At 65.3% G+C, this 18063-nt stretch carries 13 protein-coding genes and 5 pseudogenes; 10 read left to right on the top strand and 8 right to left on the bottom strand.

The genetic code is table 11. The annotated features are described in order from the left end of the window. Positions 1-19: 19 nt before the first annotated feature. Positions 20-777: pseudogene (locus ACG3SL_RS19705) on the top strand (IS5 family transposase). Between the two features lie 13 nt (positions 778-790). On the opposite strand, the gene ACG3SL_RS19710 reads toward ACG3SL_RS19705, so the two are convergent. The 3 genes from ACG3SL_RS19710 to ACG3SL_RS19720 all read right to left on the bottom strand — a co-directional run bounded on the left by ACG3SL_RS19710 (position 791) and on the right by ACG3SL_RS19720 (position 3406). Then, positions 791-1579, bottom strand: a complete 789-nt coding sequence (locus tag ACG3SL_RS19710; protein WP_448662843.1) for a YkgJ family cysteine cluster protein — start codon at positions 1577-1579, stop codon at positions 791-793. A gap of 130 nt (positions 1580-1709) precedes the next feature. After that, positions 1710-2762: a nucleotidyl transferase AbiEii/AbiGii toxin family protein gene (locus ACG3SL_RS19715; RefSeq protein ID WP_448662844.1), complete on the bottom strand. Its 1053-nt coding sequence runs from the start codon at positions 2760-2762 to the stop codon at positions 1710-1712. Beyond that, a complete protein-coding gene (locus ACG3SL_RS19720; protein ID WP_448662845.1) occupies positions 2759-3406 on the bottom strand; it encodes a DUF6088 family protein in 648 nt (215 codons plus the stop codon). Before ACG3SL_RS19720 ends, ACG3SL_RS19715 begins: the two co-directional genes overlap by 4 nt. A 160-nt stretch (positions 3407-3566) precedes the next feature. Here ACG3SL_RS19720 and ACG3SL_RS19725 point away from each other — a divergent pair, with 160 nt between their 5' ends. From ACG3SL_RS19725 to ACG3SL_RS19760, 8 genes and pseudogenes are all read left to right on the top strand, one after another. Beyond that, a complete protein-coding gene (locus ACG3SL_RS19725) occupies positions 3567-4448 on the top strand; it encodes a restriction endonuclease (RefSeq protein ID WP_448662846.1) in 882 nt (293 codons plus the stop codon). Beyond that, the gene (locus ACG3SL_RS19730) at positions 4445-5125 is read left to right on the top strand and encodes a hypothetical protein (protein WP_448662847.1); all 681 of its coding nucleotides are present in this window, start codon (positions 4445-4447) and stop codon (positions 5123-5125) included. Before ACG3SL_RS19725 ends, ACG3SL_RS19730 begins: the two co-directional genes overlap by 4 nt. A gap of 78 nt (positions 5126-5203) precedes the next feature. Further along, complete coding sequence (locus ACG3SL_RS19735) at positions 5204-6502, top strand: hypothetical protein (protein WP_448662848.1); 1299 nt, start codon at positions 5204-5206, stop codon at positions 6500-6502. Between the two features lie 481 nt (positions 6503-6983). Further along, entirely contained in the window at positions 6984-7295 is a 312-nt protein-coding gene (locus ACG3SL_RS19740) for a hypothetical protein (RefSeq protein ID WP_448662849.1), read from the top strand. Between the two features lie 36 nt (positions 7296-7331). Continuing rightward, positions 7332-8113: pseudogene (locus tag ACG3SL_RS19745) on the top strand (IS5 family transposase). A 50-nt stretch (positions 8114-8163) separates the two neighbouring features. Next, positions 8164-8400, top strand: coding sequence for a hypothetical protein (locus ACG3SL_RS19750; RefSeq protein ID WP_448662850.1), 237 nt, complete (start codon positions 8164-8166; stop codon positions 8398-8400). Between the two features lie 77 nt (positions 8401-8477). Beyond that, positions 8478-9235 (top strand): annotated as a pseudogene (locus tag ACG3SL_RS19755) (IS5 family transposase). Then, a complete protein-coding gene (locus ACG3SL_RS19760; RefSeq protein WP_448662851.1) occupies positions 9236-10129 on the top strand; it encodes a DUF4238 domain-containing protein in 894 nt (297 codons plus the stop codon). It abuts the pseudogene before it with no gap. Between the two features lie 39 nt (positions 10130-10168). Here ACG3SL_RS19760 and ACG3SL_RS19765 read toward each other — a convergent pair whose 3' ends face one another. The 4 genes and pseudogenes from ACG3SL_RS19765 to ACG3SL_RS19780 all read right to left on the bottom strand — a co-directional run bounded on the left by ACG3SL_RS19765 (position 10169) and on the right by ACG3SL_RS19780 (position 15516). Next, positions 10169-14188 (bottom strand): hypothetical protein, encoded by a 4020-nt coding sequence (locus tag ACG3SL_RS19765; protein WP_448662852.1) that lies wholly within the window; start codon positions 14186-14188, stop codon positions 10169-10171. A 355-nt stretch (positions 14189-14543) separates the two neighbouring features. Beyond that, positions 14544-14738 (bottom strand): annotated as a pseudogene (locus ACG3SL_RS19770) (hypothetical protein); the annotation flags it as partial. 7 nt (positions 14739-14745) lie between these two features. Beyond that, positions 14746-14841, bottom strand: a pseudogene (locus ACG3SL_RS19775) (VirB3 family type IV secretion system protein); the annotation flags it as partial. Between the two features lie 186 nt (positions 14842-15027). After that, positions 15028-15516, bottom strand: coding sequence for a hypothetical protein (locus ACG3SL_RS19780; protein WP_448662853.1), 489 nt, complete (start codon positions 15514-15516; stop codon positions 15028-15030). Positions 15517-15521: 5 nt separating this feature from the next. Between ACG3SL_RS19780 and ACG3SL_RS19785 the strand changes: the two genes are divergently transcribed. Then, positions 15522-17042, top strand: a complete 1521-nt coding sequence (locus tag ACG3SL_RS19785) for a TonB-dependent receptor domain-containing protein (protein WP_448662854.1) — start codon at positions 15522-15524, stop codon at positions 17040-17042. 70 nt (positions 17043-17112) lie between these two features. On the opposite strand, the gene ACG3SL_RS19790 is transcribed toward ACG3SL_RS19785, so the two are convergent. Then, positions 17113-18063 carry a flagellar motor protein MotB gene (locus tag ACG3SL_RS19790; protein ID WP_448662855.1) on the bottom strand — a complete coding sequence of 317 codons (951 nt, stop codon included), beginning with the start codon at positions 18061-18063 and terminating at the stop codon, positions 17113-17115.

Below are 18063 nucleotides of genomic sequence, written 5' to 3' on the forward strand. Positions count from 1 at the left end.
TTGAGACGCGGAGCAACTGATGGCGGTCAAGCGGTACGAACTGAGCGATGCGCATTGGCAACGGATAGCATCGCTGTTACCTGGCAAGGTGGCGGATCCGGGGCGCTCGGGTTCCGATAACCGATTGTTCGTAAACGGATGTTTGTGGGTGCTGCGCTCTGGCGCGCATTGGTGCGATCTGCCGGAGCGCTATGGGAAGTGGAAGAGCGTCCATCGCCGCTTCAGCCGATGGTGCCATGCCGGCGTTTGGGAACGGGCATTCGATGCGTTGACCGCCGAGCGGGACAATCACTATCTGATGATCGACAGCACGATCGTCCGGGCACACCAGCATGCGGCGACCGGAAAAGGGGGGCGTGCGACCAGGCGCTGGGGCGTTCCCGAGGCGGACTGACGACCAAGGTCCACATGCTGGCCGACGCGCTCGGTCGCCCGCTGCGCTTCATCCTCACGCCTGGCCAAACCGGCGACATCACCCAGGCCCCGGCTCTGCTTCAGGGGCAGAGCGGCAATGCCGTGCTTGCCGACAAAGCCTATGACAGCAATGCCTTACGCGCGATCATCGCAGAGATGCGCGCCGAGGCCGTCATCCCCTCAAACCGCTGCCGAAAGCTCCCAATCCCCCATGACGCGGTCGCCTATAAACAGCGCAACCGCATCGAACGATGCTTTGGTCGCCTCAAGCATTTCCGGCGCTTTGCCACACGCTATGATCGTCGCTCTATCCACTTCGCCGGCTTTATCCACCTCGCCGCCGCCATGATCTGGTTACGTTGAATGTCGATCCGCGCTAGCCCTCGCTGCCAAAGGCCTGGGCGAGGAACCAGCGGCTCGCCGGATCATCGACCGGATTGGGACCGGGATCCTGTTGGACCCCCGCGAACACATCCTCGCCGCGAAGCCATCGCCGTTCGGCGTCTTCCACGGCCAGCGCGACCGCCAGCGCTTCGTTCATTTCATAGGTTTCGAGCCGGAGGCCGGCCTGAAGAAACGCACCGCGCAACGCCATCAGATAGCCGGTTCGCTGAAACATGAAGAACATCGGCGTGGGGACATCCTCCCCGCTCATCTCGAGATAGCCGCGCCGGCAAACTTCCGCGTCTGCGGATGCCGCGGTGCGGCACACCATCGGCCGCGCCGCATAGACCGAGCAGCTTCCGTCGCTACTGAGCAACGGACATTCGCCGATTATGCGCTGGCGGGTCTCGAAGCTCAGCCCCTGAGTGGTGCCGCACCGCGCGACGATATCGGCGACGTCAAGCCGCGCAGCCCGCACCGCGCGTGCGAGGTGAAAGATCTCTGGCGCTGTCGCGGAGACCCACATCTTGCAGCAATGGGAGCATCCCTTGCGACAAGCGACCAGATCGTGTGGCGCTTGCGAGTCGGTCTTGGCGAGGTTGCGCAGCAACAGGTCGAGTACCGGTGTGACACGCCCGGTCGTGCGGGCAGTGAGGACCTCGCGATGGACAAGTCGGGTCAGCGCCATGACCTGGGCGGGGTCACGTTCCTCAATATTCAGGCCGCGTGCCGTGTTGCGCTCGTCTTCCTTTTCCTGCCGACGCCGATCCGCCCTGTTCATATGCTTCCCCTATTCCGGAGACATTAGATGGGGACGCCGGCGCGTTGCGTCGAGGAGCCCGTCGCGGCCGCAAAAGAGAACGCATGAACGGTGCTTCGGCGCAGACACGCAACCCGATGGCAGGCTTCGCTCAGCCCGGCTGGAGCAGGTTCACCCGCTGCTCGAGGTCGGCAATGCTTTCGGTGACGGCTTCGAAGCTGGGGGCGGTGCCGAAGATCATGCCGGACATCGCCGCATAATCCTGGCGGAGAGCATCATACATCTCGCCTTCGGGCATGAGCGCGAACGTCGGCGGCACCGCGCTCGCCAGGTCGAACGCCGGGCGGTTGAAGAACATGCGCGCGTGCGCGACGCAGTCCGCGCCCAGCGCGGGATCGGCGATCGCCTGTTCGCCGAGCGGGGCATGCATCAGCTCGTGCAGGTCGTAATAATGGCGCGAGATGCGGTTGCCGCCGCCGCGCAGCACGCCCTTCGCCTCGTACCAGTGGCGCAGGCCGTGCAGGATGACGACCTTGTCCCAGAAGGTCCGTTCGGCATCGACGATCGTGATGTTGGGCACTTCGAGGTCCAGCCCCGGCGCGTCCGCTTCCAGATAGGGGCGGATCGCGCGGACCGAATTCGGGTCGAGCGCCGATTTGGCGCCGGACTCGATCTTCACCGCCTTGGGGATATAGGCGTCATGATCGGTCGCGGTCGGATAGCGCACCAGCAAGGTCTGCCTGTCCTTCTCGTCGGGGACGATGCTGAGCTGCCCCGCTGCGATGCCGGTGCGCGCCGAGGCCTCTGCCGCGATTGCGCTGAGATTATCGAGCATGCTGCCGTTGATGAAGGCCTCGCACGCCTCGCGGATGGCATCGAGCGCCTTGTCGCGCTTCTTGCCGGTCATGCCCTGGAGATCCTCGACCGAATAGGCTTCGCCAAGATCGTCGCGGAACACCGTGACGTCGATATCCTCCGAGAAGCGGCGGATCAGGCCGAAGCCCTTCGACAGCGAGGTGCCGCCCTTGAACAGCAGGCGCGGGCCTTCGGGCAGGCCGTTGAACAGCGCGTCGAGCGTCCAGCACACCCAGAAGTCCTTCTCGACATTCTGCGGCGTGGTGCCGATCCGCTGGGCGGTCGCGGTGAACAGGCCGGCGCGCGTCGCGGCATCGGCGGACAAGATCGCATCATAAGCGGGGTTCATGCGGCGCGCCTCGCGTTCAGCAGGGGTTTGAGGAAATCGTGCATCCAGGCCGGCAGCGTCGACAGCCCGTCGCGCAGGTCGTTGCGGACCTTGGCGGCGTTGGGGCCGCTGTGCAGCAGATCGTCGAGGCGTTGCTTGAGATCGTCCCGCCCGTCGGGATCGCCCAGCGTGTCGCGCAGCCAGTGCAGCGCCTGCACGATCCGCATCGCCGGGCGGCCCGCCCAGTAGAGCTTGCTCGCTGCCGCCGGCTTGAAGGTGATGATCATGTTGCCGAGATGGACCGAGCGCAGCCGCGCGTCGGTATGCACCACGATCTTGGATGGCACCGCATTGGTGAGGCCCAGATCGTTGGCGGCGGTCATGCCGTCGACCAGCACGCGTATCTGGTCGCGCCGCGCGATCGCGTCGATCACCTCGCGCGGGTCCGGCGCCGTGGGCTGCCTGGTCAGGCTGTTGATGCCGGGCTTGTCGTACAGGCCCCGGTCGATCCGCCGGAGGTCGCCGGCCTTGACCAGGCGCTGCAGCACCTTGTCGACCGCGTCCCTGGTGCCGAGGTCGAGAAAATCGGCAGGCGTCCACACCGCGCGCGGCTTTGCCTTGGCGATCCGCTGCAGCATCTGGGTCTTGAGGTCGGGCGTATCCATGTCCGAAATTTGCCTACATATTTCGGACAGAGCTCATAACTGCTTGTCCGAAAAACAACAACAAATTTCGGACAGAATGGCGCTGTGTGGCCGATCATAGCCGGACTGGCATATTCGCTCTCTGGACTTCGCACCCAAAGATGACGATCTCAAACCGGCAATGACCAACGCGACTTCACCCGGCGGCCCCGTGTTCGACGAGGCCTATCATTTCCCTGCCGACTTGCTCGAGCAGCTCATCGACACGATTCCGCTTCTTGTGCGGGCGAAGCGCGGCGTCTTCACCTTCTTCCGCGGCGCCGGCGTCGCGCAGGATATTCTGTCGGATCTCGAAGCCGAGCTCGCCCGGGACAAGGACAGCCTCACCAAATATGCCATCGCGCGCGCCGTGCTCACCCGCCTCAACGAGCGCGGCGATGCGACCCTGGCCGCGCGCCGCGAGGTCATCAAGCGTGTCGTCGAGTTCGAGGATTTCTCGATCTGCTGGGATAGCGACCAGCAAAAGGCCCGGGGCCAGGCCGCCGCGGTCGCCGACGTCAAGGATCGGCTGTTCGCCCTGTTCGGCGAAACCAACCCGCACCGGCGCGGCAAGGCGCTCGAGAAAATCCTCAACGACTTGTTCGCGGTCTACGGCATCCTCGTCCGCGAATCCTTCGAGCTGCGCGGCGACCCCGGCGAGGGAATCGTCGAGCAGATCGACGGCGTCATCGAGATCGACGGGCAGATCTATCTCGTCGAGCTTAAATGGTGGGCGGAGAATATCGGGGTCGGCGACGTCTCGACCCATATGGTGCGCGTGTTCGGCCGCGACGGCGCCCGCGGATTGTTCATCGCCAACCCCGGCTTCACCGAGCCGGCGATCAAGGCCGTGCGCGACGCGCTGCGCCAAGAGACCATCGTGCTCGCCACGCTTCACGAGATCGTCAACGTGCTGACCAACGGCAGCGACCTGCGAGACGTGCTGCGCGACAAGATCCGCACCGCGGTGATCGACAGCAACCCGATGCTCGACACCACCCGCCGACAGCGTCCGGCCTCATGATCGACATGACCGACTGGCAGTTCAGCATCGGCGGCGGCCGCCCCGACCTGGTCGCGCTCGGCCTGAATCCGCCGCCGGTGCCGCTCCACTTCCCGCAAGTCCTGGATTTGCTCACGCACCTCGCAGCCGGCGAGGAGCTGCCGACCGGGCAGATCGACAAGCGGCTCAAGGCCAGCGCGGCAGCGATGAGCTGGCCCGGCCTCTACACCCGCCTCAAGGCGGCGCCGCACTTCAAGGCGTATCGCGGCAGGCAGTACGATGCCTACAAGCAGGCGGCATTCGACCGCGCCGCCGGCACCGCGACCCCCCGGCAGCTTGCGCTAGCCAATGGCTTGTCCGCCGAAATCGCCGCCAGCAAGGTGATCGTACCGCGCGGGCAGCTCGTGCTACATGGGCGCAGCGATCAGTTGCCCACGGCGGCTCCGCTCTACCACGCCTATCTGTCGACCAGCCTCAGCCCGTTCGTCGCGCGGCTGAGCGCGATCCGCCGTCAGAACCAGCTTGGCGGACGGCAGACCATCTATCTGCTCACGCTCGCGCGCGACCTGCCGGCGATGTGGGGCCACGTCGGGAGCTCACCGGAATGGGAGCTGCTGTTCGATGCGGGCCTGCCGGTTCGCCGGACCGCCGCCCACACGGCCGGGCCGCTCGACATCATCGAAGCCTCGCTGGGCTGACCTGGCCGAGGCGAACCATCTTGCGCCATCGCCATAGCCCCTAGCCGCCGGCATGACCGCCATGGCAAGACCGGCGGCATGAGCGACGAGCATCTCGAGGCGACCAGGGAGGCGCTGGCACCGCTTTGGCGCCTGGCGCCGCCGGGGCCGAAGGACTTCTACCGGCATCCCGCCTTCGTCGCATTCAAGGCGTTCTGCGAGCAGCGCTTCCCCGCTGCGGACCGCGGTATGGGCTTCTCCTTCGGGCTGTCCGACGCGCTTCGCGGCGCGGGCCTGCCATGCCTGATGTCCGGGCCCGCAAAGCCCTCCTCGGTCGAGGAAGCGGCGCACAGGATCGTCCAAGCCTTCGAGGCAAGGCCGATCCGGCGGCGTTATCTGTGCCCGCTCGACCTTGCCGACACGATGCCCGACATGCGGTTCGGCCAAGCGACGGTTCGGCGCTTCGCGTCCGCCGAGCTCGAGCAGCTCTTCGACGGGGTTGCGCTGGCGCGCTATTTTTCCCGGGAGCGGCTCGACGTCGATCGGCTCAGCGAGTTCCAATGGCTGGTGGTCGAGGAGCAGGTGCCGGTGCCAGAGCGCGCCGGACAGCGAGCCCTGCCGTTCCTCTACGAGAATTGGAGCCGCGATTTCGGGGCGATCGATCCGCACGGCGGCACGCATCCGGGGGCGGTGACCGACGCCCTGTTCGGCCTCCTCCTGGCGCCCTGGGAGGATTGGCATTCGCTCGAAACCGACTGGCGCGGCTTTCTCGTTCCCTGGATCCATGTCGCGACCGATGACCTGTTCCTTCGTCCCCGCCCGGTGCCGACCGCCGACACCCTTACCCGGGAGGATGCCGCGCACGAGGGCTATGACGGCGAAGTCGTCGAATATGAGCGGCCGGTCCGCGTGCCGTTGTACGACGCCGCCGAAACGGTCCTCGCCGGATTCGACGCCTCATGGTGGGCCAGGGTCGAGGTAGCTCAGGCGACCAGCCTGTTCGAGACGCCGGTGAAGCATTTCCTGGTCCGTGCCGCGTTCAGCGAGGGCATGGACCAGATCATGGCGCATATGACCACGATCGAGGCAGCGCTCGGGCTCCGGTCCGATTTCAGCCAGGCGGGACGGCCCAAGGGAACCCGCATGGCGCCCAGCGACCGCCAGGCACGCCGCGTCGAGGTGCTCCTCGCCGATCCGAAGGCCGGCGCGGACTATGCCGCCTTGTTCGAGACGCGCAGTGCCTTCGTGCATGGCCGGGCGATCCAGGGACTGGTGCCGAGCAAGGATCGCAACCTTGCGCGCCGCCTCGCGCGGCGGGTGACCGTAGCGCTGATCGACGCGGCGAACGGGCCGGCCGGGCAGATGGCGCGTGCGGATTTCCTCAACGGCCTCGCCTGATACCGGGCTTGCAGAATGGCGGGGTTCCCGCTGGCAGATCCGAAAAGGGGAAGGTCTTCCCCTGACGGCCAGCCGCGTCTGGCCGTACCCCTTCTGCGGGCGCTTCGCCCCGCAACGCCCCGAGAGGAAGAGAGCGGCCGTTCGGCCGTGACGGGTCAGGGCCGGGAGAGAGTCTGCCGGCGCCCGTCGCGGAGAATTTCCATGGCGACTGTCCTCAACCACTCCCCTGCGCCGCCCCTTCGGTCGGCCCCCTACAAGGTCGATATCTCGCGCGGCGGCCGCATCGGCCGTGTTTCGTCCGAATGGTTCTCGCGGCCGGACGACGAGCGCTACCTCTCGCTGCGCGAGCTCCATGCCGCGACCCTGGCGCGGGCGAAGCGCGCCACGACCCGGACCATCGAGACCCGCGAGGTTCGGGTGGATCCTCCACGATCCCGCCGTCCAACGCCCGGTCAACATCATCGTCCATACCCTCAACGAGGTGAACCACGCGCTCCAGCGCGGCGAGTATTTCTGGGTCGATATCGTGCGGGACGGAGTCGTGCTCTACGAGCTACCCCAGCACGCGCTCGCCGCGCCGCAGCCGCTGACGCCGGTGGACGCTTATCAGATGGCACAGGGCTATTTCGACCATTGGTTGCCGAGTGCCGATGAGTTCTATGAAAACTTTGAATTCAATCAAAAGCGGAATCGGCGAAACAACGCCGCCTTTCAGCTGCACCAGGCAACCGAGCGCCTGTATATATGCTTCCTCCTAGGCGGTGTTGACAAAGTTGATTCCCAAGCGGGCTGATCTCTGATTCAAGGCTGCTCTTTGCGAGGAGCGGCAATGGCGCGTGGCGATCTGACGGACGAGGAATGGGCGGTGCTCGAAGGTCTACTGCCATCCGAGCGCGGCCGAAAGGCGCGCCCCGCCCATGACAACCGGCGATTTCTGAACGGCATGCTGCATGTGCTGCGGGTCGGTTGCCCCTGGCGGGACATGCACGAGCGCTACGGCAAGTGGAACTCGGTCTATGTGCGGTTCCGGCGTTGGGCGGAACAAGGCGTCTGGGATGCGATGCTGGCCACGCTGGTCGAGTTCGGGCTGACCGACGACTGGCAGCACATGATCGACAGCACCACGGTTCGCGGCCATATTTCGGCAGCGGGCGCTAAAGGGGGACTCATAAGGAGGCTTTTGGTCGATCACGCGGCGGCTTTACGTGCAAAGTCCACGCCCGCTGTGACAATCAGGGTCGCCCTCTCGGCTTCGTCCTGACCGGCGGCGAAGCGTCGGATTACGGCACTGTCGATGACCTCATGGCGCTGCCGGTCAACAAGCCCAAGGCGCTGCTGGCCGACAAAGGCTATGACGGCGATGCGGTCCGGGCGAACCTATTGATCCGCGGTATCCTGCCGATCATCCCGCCAAAGGCCAACCGGCGCGAACCCATCGCCTGCGACTTCCGTCGATACCGAGACCGGAACCGCATCGAGCGCATGTTCGGGCACCTCAAGCATCAACGCCGTATTGCCACCCGGTACGACAAGACCGCACTGTCGTTCGCCAGTTTCCTCAATCTCGCCGCCATCCGCCGGTGGCTGCCTAACTTTGTCAACAGGACCTAGTTCGGACGCTCTATTTTCCGCGATCGCACAACATCAAATTCCTCCGCTCCTTGGCGGAAGATAAAGAGCCGAGGCTAATTGATGCCTGGCCCCGAACCAGCCGGGTAGATCGCCGTCGCTTCGAATTGCTCAAGCGCGCCTATGTCGAGGCGCGCTACTCGCCGAGCTATGAGATTGGCGTTGATGATCTCGACGCGCTCGCCGGTTCCGTTAAGCGGTTGCGCGATATCGTCGAGAATGTCTGCCTCGAGCGGCTCGACGAGCTTCGAGCAGCTACCGGGCTCTAGCGGGGATCGACATTCGGGATTCCCAAATGGGCTGATCGCTGATTCATAGGCATCCGTGTTGAGACGCGGAGCAACTGATGGCGGTCAAGCGGTACGAACTGAGCGATGCGCAGTGGCAACGGATAGCATCGCTGTTACCTGGCAAGGTGGCGGATCCGGGGCGCTCGGGTGCCGATAACCGATTGTTCGTAAACGGATGTTTGTGGGTGCTGCGCTCTGGAGCGCATTGGTGCGATCTGCCGGAGCGCTATGGGAAGTGGAAGAGCGTCCATCGCCGCTTCAGCCGGTGGTGCCATGCCGGCGTTTGGGAACGGGTATTCGATGCGTTGACCGCCGACCGGGACAATCAATATCTGATGATCGACAGCACAATCGTCCGCGCCCACCAGCAGGCGGCGACCGGAAAAGGGGGGCGGGCGACCAGGCGCTGGGGCGTTCCCGAGGCGGACTGACGACCAAGGTCCACATGCTGGCCGACGCGCTCGGTCGCCCGCTGCGCTTCATCCTCACGCCTAGCCAAACCGGCGACATCACCCAGGCCCCGGCTCTGCTTCAGGGGCAGAGCGGCAATGCCGTGCTTGCCGACAAAGCCTATGACAGCAATGCCTTACGCGCGATCATCGCAGAGATGCGCGCCGAGGCCGTCATCCCCTCAAACCGCTGCCGAAAGCTCCCAATCCCCCATGACGCGGTCGCCTATAAACAGCGCAACCGCATCGAACGATGCTTTGGTCGCCTCAAGCATTTCCGGCGCTTTGCCACACGCTATGATCGTCGCTCTATCCACTTCGCCGGCTTTATCCACCTCGCCGCCGCCATGATCTGGTTACGTTGAATGTCGATCCGCGCTAGCGATGGCGCGCACGCCCGTCGTTGGCGGGACGCCTTCGGCGCGTCCTCCTGTCGCCGAGCCGCTTCCTTTCAAACCGGTCCGTCCGGCTATGTCGCGCAGCGCCGTATCGAAGGTGCTGACTGGCGCATCCGCGACCTCTGGGCTGTCGAGGGCAAGGTGCTTCGTTGGCGGCGCGATGGGGATGGCTGGACTTCTGCCCGGCGCGGGTTCGGTGAATGGGGATATCGCCACAATCTCTATAGCGATCGCCTCGAAGCGTATTTCGGACTCCTCGAGGGCGATGCGAAGAAACCCGTAGAGATGCTGCTGGACACCAGGCCGCTTAATGGTCCCCAGCGCGAGGCGTTCGTCGGCTTTCTCATCATCCAGCTGTTGCGCAATCCGGCCTTCATCGAGGCGCACAATGAGCATCTTGCTCCGGTCCTGGAGAGTCTCGATCCGAGCGAGGGCGAATGGACACTTGAGCGGTCTTACGAGGCGATGTTCCAGAACAACGACCTCTACCGCCTGCTGGCGACCCCTGTGATGGAGAGCCGATGGGCGTTGGTGAAGTCTGCCCAACCAGTTTTCGTGCTGCCCGATACATTTGGTGTCCGTGCACCAGGCCGGGATGGGTTGCGGCTTATCGCACCACTTTCGCCAACAGCCTGCTTTGTCACATTGCCCAATCGCGAAGAGACGAAGCGCATCGTGCCCCGGCATCTCCCTGCCGACCAGGCGCTTGCCGCACGGATCACCGCTGCGCTGATGCGGGCGTCCGATCGGGAGTTCCTTTCGCACCCGTCGTTTGTGTTGCCACAGCTTCCTGCACGTGAGCCGCGGTCCGTGCTGCTCTCGGATATCGCGGCGGCAATTGCTGAACGTGATGACGATTGAATCTATCGCGGCGGTCGGCTCCTTCCGCTTCCTCGCTCACTATTGCGCAAGCTCAGCGAAGTAGGCCCGGAAGTCGGGCGAAAGGAGATTGCCGATCGCAGGCTCGGCCGCGAGCACGATTGCTGCGGCCCGCGCCAGACCGGGCGAACGGGCCAAAGCGCGTTCGATGGGTGGGATCGTGAGAGAAGGAGTGAGAAGCGCGAAGCGTTGGGTGGCGATCATCTGGTCCCACTCGGTCGCGATCCAGCGATCGATCGGGAAAGCAGCCTCGCGCTGGAAGGATGGCAGTCGGCCAGCCTTCTCGACGAGACGAACGGTGGCGTTGAGCAGGTCCTGAGCGCCGAACCGCGTACCTTGCGCGATCTCCCCGATTATTCGCGCGCAGATCAGGCGCGTGTCGATATCGGGTGCTCTCGGATTGCAGAGGGCGTCGAGGAAATCCCCGCCCGGAAACCCGGCCGGGAGCTGCGCACGGCACGTCGCAACAAAGTCGCCGAGCGGTCCATGGTTGCCGCCCAACACGCGTACGACGCTGTGGACGAACAGCACGTCCTCGGTCGCGTCGCGCGCCAGCTCTGAAGCAAGCTGCTGGGGCGTAGCCGCCGGGATCGGCTCGCGAAGTGGCGCTTCCAAGCCGGCCGCTCGAATTGCCGCAAACCGGTCCGGCAAATAGACTCGCAGATCAACCCAGCGCTCGAGCGCCGGGATTAGAGCTGCGTCGTCCTGGCCTTCGATGGCTGCGCTGACATGCCCGTCGCGCAGGCGCATCTCCATCGTGATCAGCGGCAAATCACCAACCCTGTCCTGCAGAGTCTTGGCGATACCGGCATCGATGTGGAATCGAGCCGCGGCGTCCGCCAAGAGGTACCAGAGTGAATCCAAAGGCGCCTGCGGAAGATCCTTGATGCCTTCATTGGGCTCCGGATTGCTGCAGCTTCCCGGCGGAAGCAGATCGAGGCCTTCGACTTTGTCCCCGAAATCGTGGCTCGCATCATTGTTGATCGACAAGATCATGTGCCCGACGACTTTGTAGCAGTGGGTCGCTCGCAGCGATGCCAAAGGCATCAGCTTTTCGAGCTCACGCAGCGTGACCGCAAGCTCCTCGAACGCGCGTTGTCGGTCACCATCGCGATAGGATGCGTATGCCGCATCCGCTCGTAGGCCGATCGCCATCGGAAGCATCATGTTGCTAGGCACAAGCGCGGCCGCGACCCGTGCCCGATCAAACCAGCTCCGAGCATCCTCGAAGCATCTGAGATGCGCGGCGCATATACCGGCCTCCCTTAACAGGTACGAGCGTTCGATGTGGTCGGCCTTGGCGAAATCCGGGTCCAGGGCCTCGATTTGGGCGAGCGCGCCAGCATAGTCGTTCTTGCGATACAAGACCTTCGCCACCGATCGCCCGAAATGATCGGCATGCCCAAGCCTGGCCTGACCCTGCGCCAGGGTGTCGAGCGCTGCCTGGCTGTCCCCACCATACTCATCCTGCATGATGGCGACCGCAATCTCGGCCCGAGCCGCAAGCGTCCCATAGTTCCAGCGCTCGGCGAGCGTGGCGATTTCCCGGAAGCCCTTCGCGGCCGCGCTCGCATCGATCGTCCCGGCGCGGTGATCGTTGAGCCAGGCATTGTTGATGAGAATCGCGAACTCGCTCGGGATCTGCGAATACTCGGCGAGCAACCGCCCCCGTGTGACTTCATCGAGCTTGTCGAGGCGCTCGAACACCGCGACCAGCGCGGTGACGCTTGGCAATCTCCCGGCCTGTGCCATGAACAACATGCCGGTCACGGTCGGCGCCGATTTCAGTCTCCTTGGCGTTTCGATCTCGCGAATGAGATCCGCAACCTTGGCGTCCTCACGACCCAGCGCGTCTAGGCGCAGAATCAGGTCGAGCCAGTCCGGAATGGCGCGGCACGCCCGATCCGAGACGAGAAGCTTGGTGAGGATCATCGCCTCGAAGCGCGCCGCATTGCCGTTGAGAGTGACCTCGTCCTTCTCGCTCCAGAGCACGCGCCAGACCTTGGAGATTTCTTCCTCGCTGGCCGTGTGCAGACATACGATGAGCTGAGCGAGCCGCAGCAGGCCCGAGACCTGCATATTGTCCGGTATGATCGGGCGCTTGGTCTGGGTAAGGCGCAGCGACGTCATGTAGCGCGATACCCTGAGCTGCGTCTCGGTGCTTGCGGTGATGAGGCCCAAAGCAAGTTTGGTCAGCGCCTCGTCCGCCCGCCCCGCGATGCCATGGACATAAGCGGCGCTTACTTGGTCGGGGTCGATCAGGTCGGGCGCCATGATTGCTTCAGAGAAGGCCTTGTGAACCGCGCGCGTCGCGGGATCCCCGAGCATGTCTTCGCCCGCCCGGTAGAGCAGCGGCGACACGCGATACTCGCCCTGACCAGCGGCATCGATCCACGGCCCGATCAGCGGGTCCAGCGCTTCGCCCGGACTGGCGATGGCCGGCTCCAACTCGCTAAGGGCGAGCGCGGTGCGCCGGTCGAAACGTCCAATCGCCAGACTGAGCCGATAGAGCAGCGCACGCGACGCCTCCGGCACGGAGCCAATGAGGCACGCCCGCGTCGCGATGCGTTCCTCGGCGACATCCTGAAGTCCGCCGCCGGCTGGCGCGAGTGCTGACAGGTCCGCCGGCGGCCAGCCCCGCGAGGACAAGCCGACGATACTGGCCTGAACGAGCTGCGGATGCCCTTCGTCAGCCCGTCGATGGATCGGAGCCGCCCAGACCTGAGGGTCGCCGCCGGCCGCTTCGACCATGGCCTTGACTTCGTCGAGTGCCAGATCGGGCACCTCAATAAGAGCCTCCAGCCGAATGCCGAGCTCGCCCAGCGCTCGTACGCCTGGGCGCGTGTACAATGTGGCGCAGGCGAGCAGATCGCGGCGGCGCAGGGCGTGAAGCAATTGCGCGAACGCTCGGGCGGCACCGGGATCGTCGAGCTGATTAATGTCGTCGATCAGGACGCCGCCAAGGCCTGGTTCGCCGATCTCGCCGAGCGCTTCGCGCAGCCGGGCCGCGGCGGCGGTTGCGGCGAGATCGCGTAGGTCGAGGATCGCCCAGCGGCGCTGGGTCGCTCGCCCGGCCAGCCTGGCGGCGATTGTCTTTCCCCTTCCCGATCCGCCCAGCACCAGCGCGACGCCATGTTCGCCGAGTGTTGTGGCGAGCGTCTGCGTGAATGCCTCGCGGGTCGCGAGCAATTGCGGCATGCCCAATTGCTCTTCCGGCACCAGCCGTCGCACGCTGGCAAATGGACCGGCACCCTGCGCCATCAGTCGTTCGGCATCCGCGCGGCTGACCGATAGTCGCGAGTGGCTGTCGATCAATGTCAGGAGATCAGCCCGGCTGAGCCGGCGATGCCCCTTCTGGGTGCAGGTAACTAGGAGCTTCTCCATGACCGGGCCGGCCAATAGCCGGGCTTCGGCAGGAGGAATTCGTGCCTGGACCCAGGCGCACGGGATCAGGAGCTGCTCAAGCTCCTCGCGAATTCCACTCAGGTCACGGGCGCCACAATCCCATTGAATGCGCCGAAGCACCTCTGCGCGCAGCTGACTGTCGTCACGCGCCGCAAGGAAGGCCTGGGTCTCGGGAGCAAGCGCCGCATGGGAAAGTGCGAGGCGGAGCGGGGCTACATCGCCACCGGCGGCGGCGCTGCGCCAATAGGCCAGCGACCCCTCGGCACTCGCCCGCAGGGCCGTATCCTGCTCCCGCCCGATCGGTGCCGTGGTCAGGTAGCGGCAGGTGACGGTGCGCGCCGGATTGCCCTGGGTAAGTTCGACGAAACTGTCGAGGAACTGCGCGGCTGCTCTCGTCCCCAGCGTTATCGAACCTGATCCGGGCGTATCCCTGACCTGGACGGCGCTGAGCGCCGACTTGGTGGCGACGGCATAATCTTCGGCAACTTCGAGATGGAGCTCCTCGTCGCCGCGAAGGTCGAGCCATGCGATCGCGCTCGTATACAGCTGATACGCATAGCCTCGGAGCGCGTGGATCGCCTGCCGCGCCCCATCGCCTGCAATATCGTCGGTATCTTCTTGGCGCGACGAGGACATAAGTGGAACGTAGCGCCTTGTGCGGTCATCACTCAAGGCCCGTAGATATTGTCCGGCCCACCTGCCGCGACGACCGCCCCCGCTCTTTGAGGCACTTCCTTGGTCCGGCCCACGGCCTGACGCCATCAACCCGTAAAGGGTCCGCTATGCCTTGCATGCGGCCGCTTCGCCTGCGTCTTCGCGGTGATTGCGGCCGTGCGCCGGACACTTCGGGCGCCTGTCGAGCGGGGGGCGGTCCCCGCTCCCGGACAGGAGCTTCGAAATGCCGCTCAGCCTCGCTCAGAAGAACGCCTGGAGTCTTGCGCGAACCCTCATGACCATCGTCGTGGTTTTCCGGATCGATGGCGGCCAGTTCGGCGTCGTGGAGGCGCCCGGCGGTCGCAACCAGCTCCGCAGGTGTCGCGGAATCCAGGTCGGGACCTCGAATCGCGGCGGTCCGCTGGAACGAGCCGTCCTTGTTGAGGACCACGCCCGGCGCGATCAGCGCCGCCCAGGGCAGGAAATCGGAGAGCGTCGTGCCGCGCGCACGATATTCGCGAAGGAACATTATGGCCGGCTCACGCGCGCAGGAAGGCGGGATAGCGCATGTGGCGCCGCCCGACTTCGAGGAATTGGGGATCCCGGCGCGCCGCCCAGACGGCGGCGGCATGACCCGCAGGCACGCCCGCGGATGCGGCACGATCCGGAACGTCAGCTGACCCGGCAACCCACGCCATCCGCGCATCCCGACGACGACGCCACGTGCGACCAGGGTCTCCGATTGTCCGGCTGCGCGCTTCAGCATGACCTCGCGGCCAGGGTCTTCAGCCGGAGATGGCGCGCCGCCGTTCGCAGGGGCGCTATGCGGAATCTGCCCGCGGCGCACCGACGATCGCCGAGACTTTCTCCGCCACCTCCGCCAGCGATGCACCAAGCCGGTTGAGCTCCGATGTTTCCGTCGGGGCGCAGTCGTAGCGGGTGGTGAGGTATTCGCGGCGTTCCGACAGCCGGTTCAGGTGCGCCAGCGTGCGCTTCTTCAGCACCAGCTTCATGTCCACCGCGCGTTGCGTGCGCGAGCCGCTGTCATGCTGGAGGCGCCGGACTTCAATCGGAGAATGTCCCGCCGTGAGCAAATAGGCGTTCAGGTACCGCTCGATCGCGTGAATGGCGATCAAGCGGTACGGCGCGCGCGACAGCGGCGAGCGGCGACGCCCGATCGGCAGCAAGGCCTCGGCGGCGCGCCGATATTCATGGGCGAGCGCGAGCACTTCGGCCGGGCTCGCCGCCTCCCCCGGATATAGCTTTTGCCCCTCCGCCGACATTGCATCGGCATAGGCTGTTAGCAGCAAAGACTTTGCTAATCGGCGCGACGCGCCGCGCTCCCCGCGCGCAATCAGCGCGCGAAGGGATCATATTCGCGAACGATCAGCGACGGGTCGCCGTCGAATTCCTGGGCTTCGACGTGTCCTATGACACCGGCGTCGAGGTGCTCAAAAAGGTCGAGGCGGGATTCCGCTTCACCGATCGCAAGGCGCATCGCGAATTCGGCAACCGGTACTGGAACTTCATCGGCGCGGCCGATTATTCGGCGGTGCCGGTGACGCAGGCGCCGCTCGACTACCAGCTGTTCACGCCGGGCTTCCGCGGCACCGATGCCGCAGTGCCGACCACATGGTTCTCGCCCACGTATCAGAGCGTGCGCGACAATCTGGGCAAGCTGCGGGAATTCAGCATCGCCAACGCCCCCGGCCAGCCGGGCAACGCATCGACCGGCACCGTCGCCGCCGATCCGCTGCAGGGCTATGACGCCAATGAAAAGACCTGGGCCGGCTATGGCCAGCTCCGCTACGAGATCGGCAGCGCCGACGGGTTCCGGATCGACGGCGTGATCGGGATGCGCGTGACGCGCACCGACCTCGACATCGCCGGCACCTCGACCGTCGCGGGCGTGCGGACGCCGGTGGAAGTTACGCGAAGCTATTGGGACTGGCTGCCCAACGCGAGTGCGCGCGTGCATCTCTCCGACCAGCTCAACCTGCGCCTGTCCGCCACCAAGACCCGGACCCGGCCGACCTTCGGCCAGCTCAACCCCTCCGCCAACTTCGGTCCGCCGGCGGTCTGTCCGGTGGGCGCAAGCCCCGAATCCGACACGTGCCGGACGGTGGGCAATGGCGGCAACCCGTATCTGAACCCGTTCGAATCGAACAACTACGATGCGTCGCTCGAATATTATTTCGCGCCGACCAGCTTCGCGTCCGCCGCCGTGTTCCGTCGTGACCTGCGCGGGTTCATCCAGCCGAGCCAGGTGCGCTACACCGATCCGCAGCTCGGCCCGGTGCTGGTCAACGGCAACGTCAATTCCGGCGCGGGCCGCATCGACGGCGCCGAGGCGCAGTTCCAGACCTTTTTCGACGTGCTCGGGCTGCCCGGCTGGGCCAAGTCGTTCGGCATCCAGGCCAACGTCACCTATCTGGACGCCAAGACCGACCAGGCGACCAACACCGCCAATGTCTATGAACGCGACACGATCGTCGGGGTCTCGAAATGGACGTACAACGTGGCGGCGATCTATGAGAATGCGGGGCTCTCGCTGCGCGCCTCGTACAATCGACGGAGCGCCTTCCTCGCTTCGCGCCAGACGCGCGGGGACGATCTGTACCGCGAGTTCATCGATCCGATCAGCCGGCTCGACTTTTCGGGCAGCTATGACGTCATCCACAATTTCACGGTGTTCGCCGACTGGACCAACGCACTGGGCCAGCCGCTGACGTCGCGGCTGGTGTCGAACCGCAACAACGCCGGTGAAGTCACGTTCCCGCGCGGCGTCCGCTACGAAGAGAGCACGGTGTCGGTGGGCTTCCGCTTCCGCTACTGATCGGCGGGTTCGGCCCGGCCGGCCTGCTGGCCGGGCCACCGCTCCGCCCCTGCCTTGGCAGGGGGCTTCGCTAGGGCCGGGCGCTCCGCGAACCCGCGCCGAACCGTGCGCCTTCGTCCTGGTCCATGATCCGGCGGTACAGCAGCGTGATTGCCACGCGGCGGTTGCGCGCGTCCATCCGGTTGTCGGCGATCAGCGGCTCGCGGTCCGCCACGCCCTCGATCCGCTCGAAACGGGCCTCGCCCACGCCGCCTGAGGCCAGCCGCCGCCGCGTCGCCTCGGCTCGGCCGCTGGAGAGCATCCAGTTGTTCATGTTACGCGGGTCGCCATAGCCCAGGCTGTCGGTATGGCCGCGAATCATGATCGGGTTTTCCATGCCCGCGATCGATTCGGCGATCGTGCCGATCAGCGCGCTCGCCTCTGGCACCAGTGCGGTCGTGCCCAGGTCGAACATCGAATAATTGGCATCGTCGAGCAGGTCGATCCGCATCCCGTCGCGCGTCGGCACGAAGCGGATATGCTTGGCCAGCTTGGCCAGTGCCGGGGTAGCGCGCATCCGCGACTGGATGCGCTTGGCGGTCTCGGCAAAGTTCTTCTGGTCCTGCGCCGTAATCGCGCGCTGGTCCTTCAGCGTGCCCTTCTGCCCGGTGCCCACGTCCTTGCCGCCCGCCCCGCCGACCGGGACGGTCAGCGACTTGGTGCCGGTCTGCGACGCCTTGTTGGGATAATTGTCCTGGCTGTTGATCGCATCGCCGCCGAACATCCCGTTGGAACCGGCGCTGTTCTGCTTCAGCTCGACCAGGGTCGGCGCGAAATAATCGGCCAGCGCCTTGCGCTGCTTCTCGTTGGTCGCGCCGAGCAGCCACATCAACAGGAAGAACGCCATCATCGCCGTGACGAAATCGGCATAGGCGACTTTCCACGCGCCGCCATGATGGCCGCCATGCCCCTCGACATAGACCTTCTTGACGATGATCTTGGGTGGCTGGTTCGATCCGTGGGGAGCGCGGGCGGCGGCCAT

Source organism: Sphingomonas degradans, from assembly GCF_053502645.1.

Bases quoted from the DNA above. Each gene is read 5' to 3' on its own strand.
- ACG3SL_RS19760 (WP_448662851.1), top strand. From the start codon at position 9,236: ATGTCGATCCGCGCTAGCGATGGCGCGCACGCCCGTCGTTGGCGGGAC.
- ACG3SL_RS19720 (WP_448662845.1), bottom strand. From the start codon at position 3,406: ATGGATACGCCCGACCTCAAGACCCAGATGCTGCAGCGGATCGCCAAG.
- ACG3SL_RS19735 (WP_448662848.1), top strand. From the start codon at position 5,204: ATGAGCGACGAGCATCTCGAGGCGACCAGGGAGGCGCTGGCACCGCTT.
- ACG3SL_RS19725 (WP_448662846.1), top strand. From the start codon at position 3,567: ATGACCAACGCGACTTCACCCGGCGGCCCCGTGTTCGACGAGGCCTAT.
- ACG3SL_RS19710 (WP_448662843.1), bottom strand. From the start codon at position 1,579: ATGAACAGGGCGGATCGGCGTCGGCAGGAAAAGGAAGACGAGCGCAAC.
- ACG3SL_RS19765 (WP_448662852.1), bottom strand. From the start codon at position 14,188: ATGTCCTCGTCGCGCCAAGAAGATACCGACGATATTGCAGGCGATGGG.
- ACG3SL_RS19790 (WP_448662855.1), bottom strand. From the start codon at position 18,063: ATGGCCGCCGCCCGCGCTCCCCACGGATCGAACCAGCCACCCAAGATC.
- ACG3SL_RS19715 (WP_448662844.1), bottom strand. From the start codon at position 2,762: ATGAACCCCGCTTATGATGCGATCTTGTCCGCCGATGCCGCGACGCGC.
- ACG3SL_RS19730 (WP_448662847.1), top strand. From the start codon at position 4,445: ATGATCGACATGACCGACTGGCAGTTCAGCATCGGCGGCGGCCGCCCC.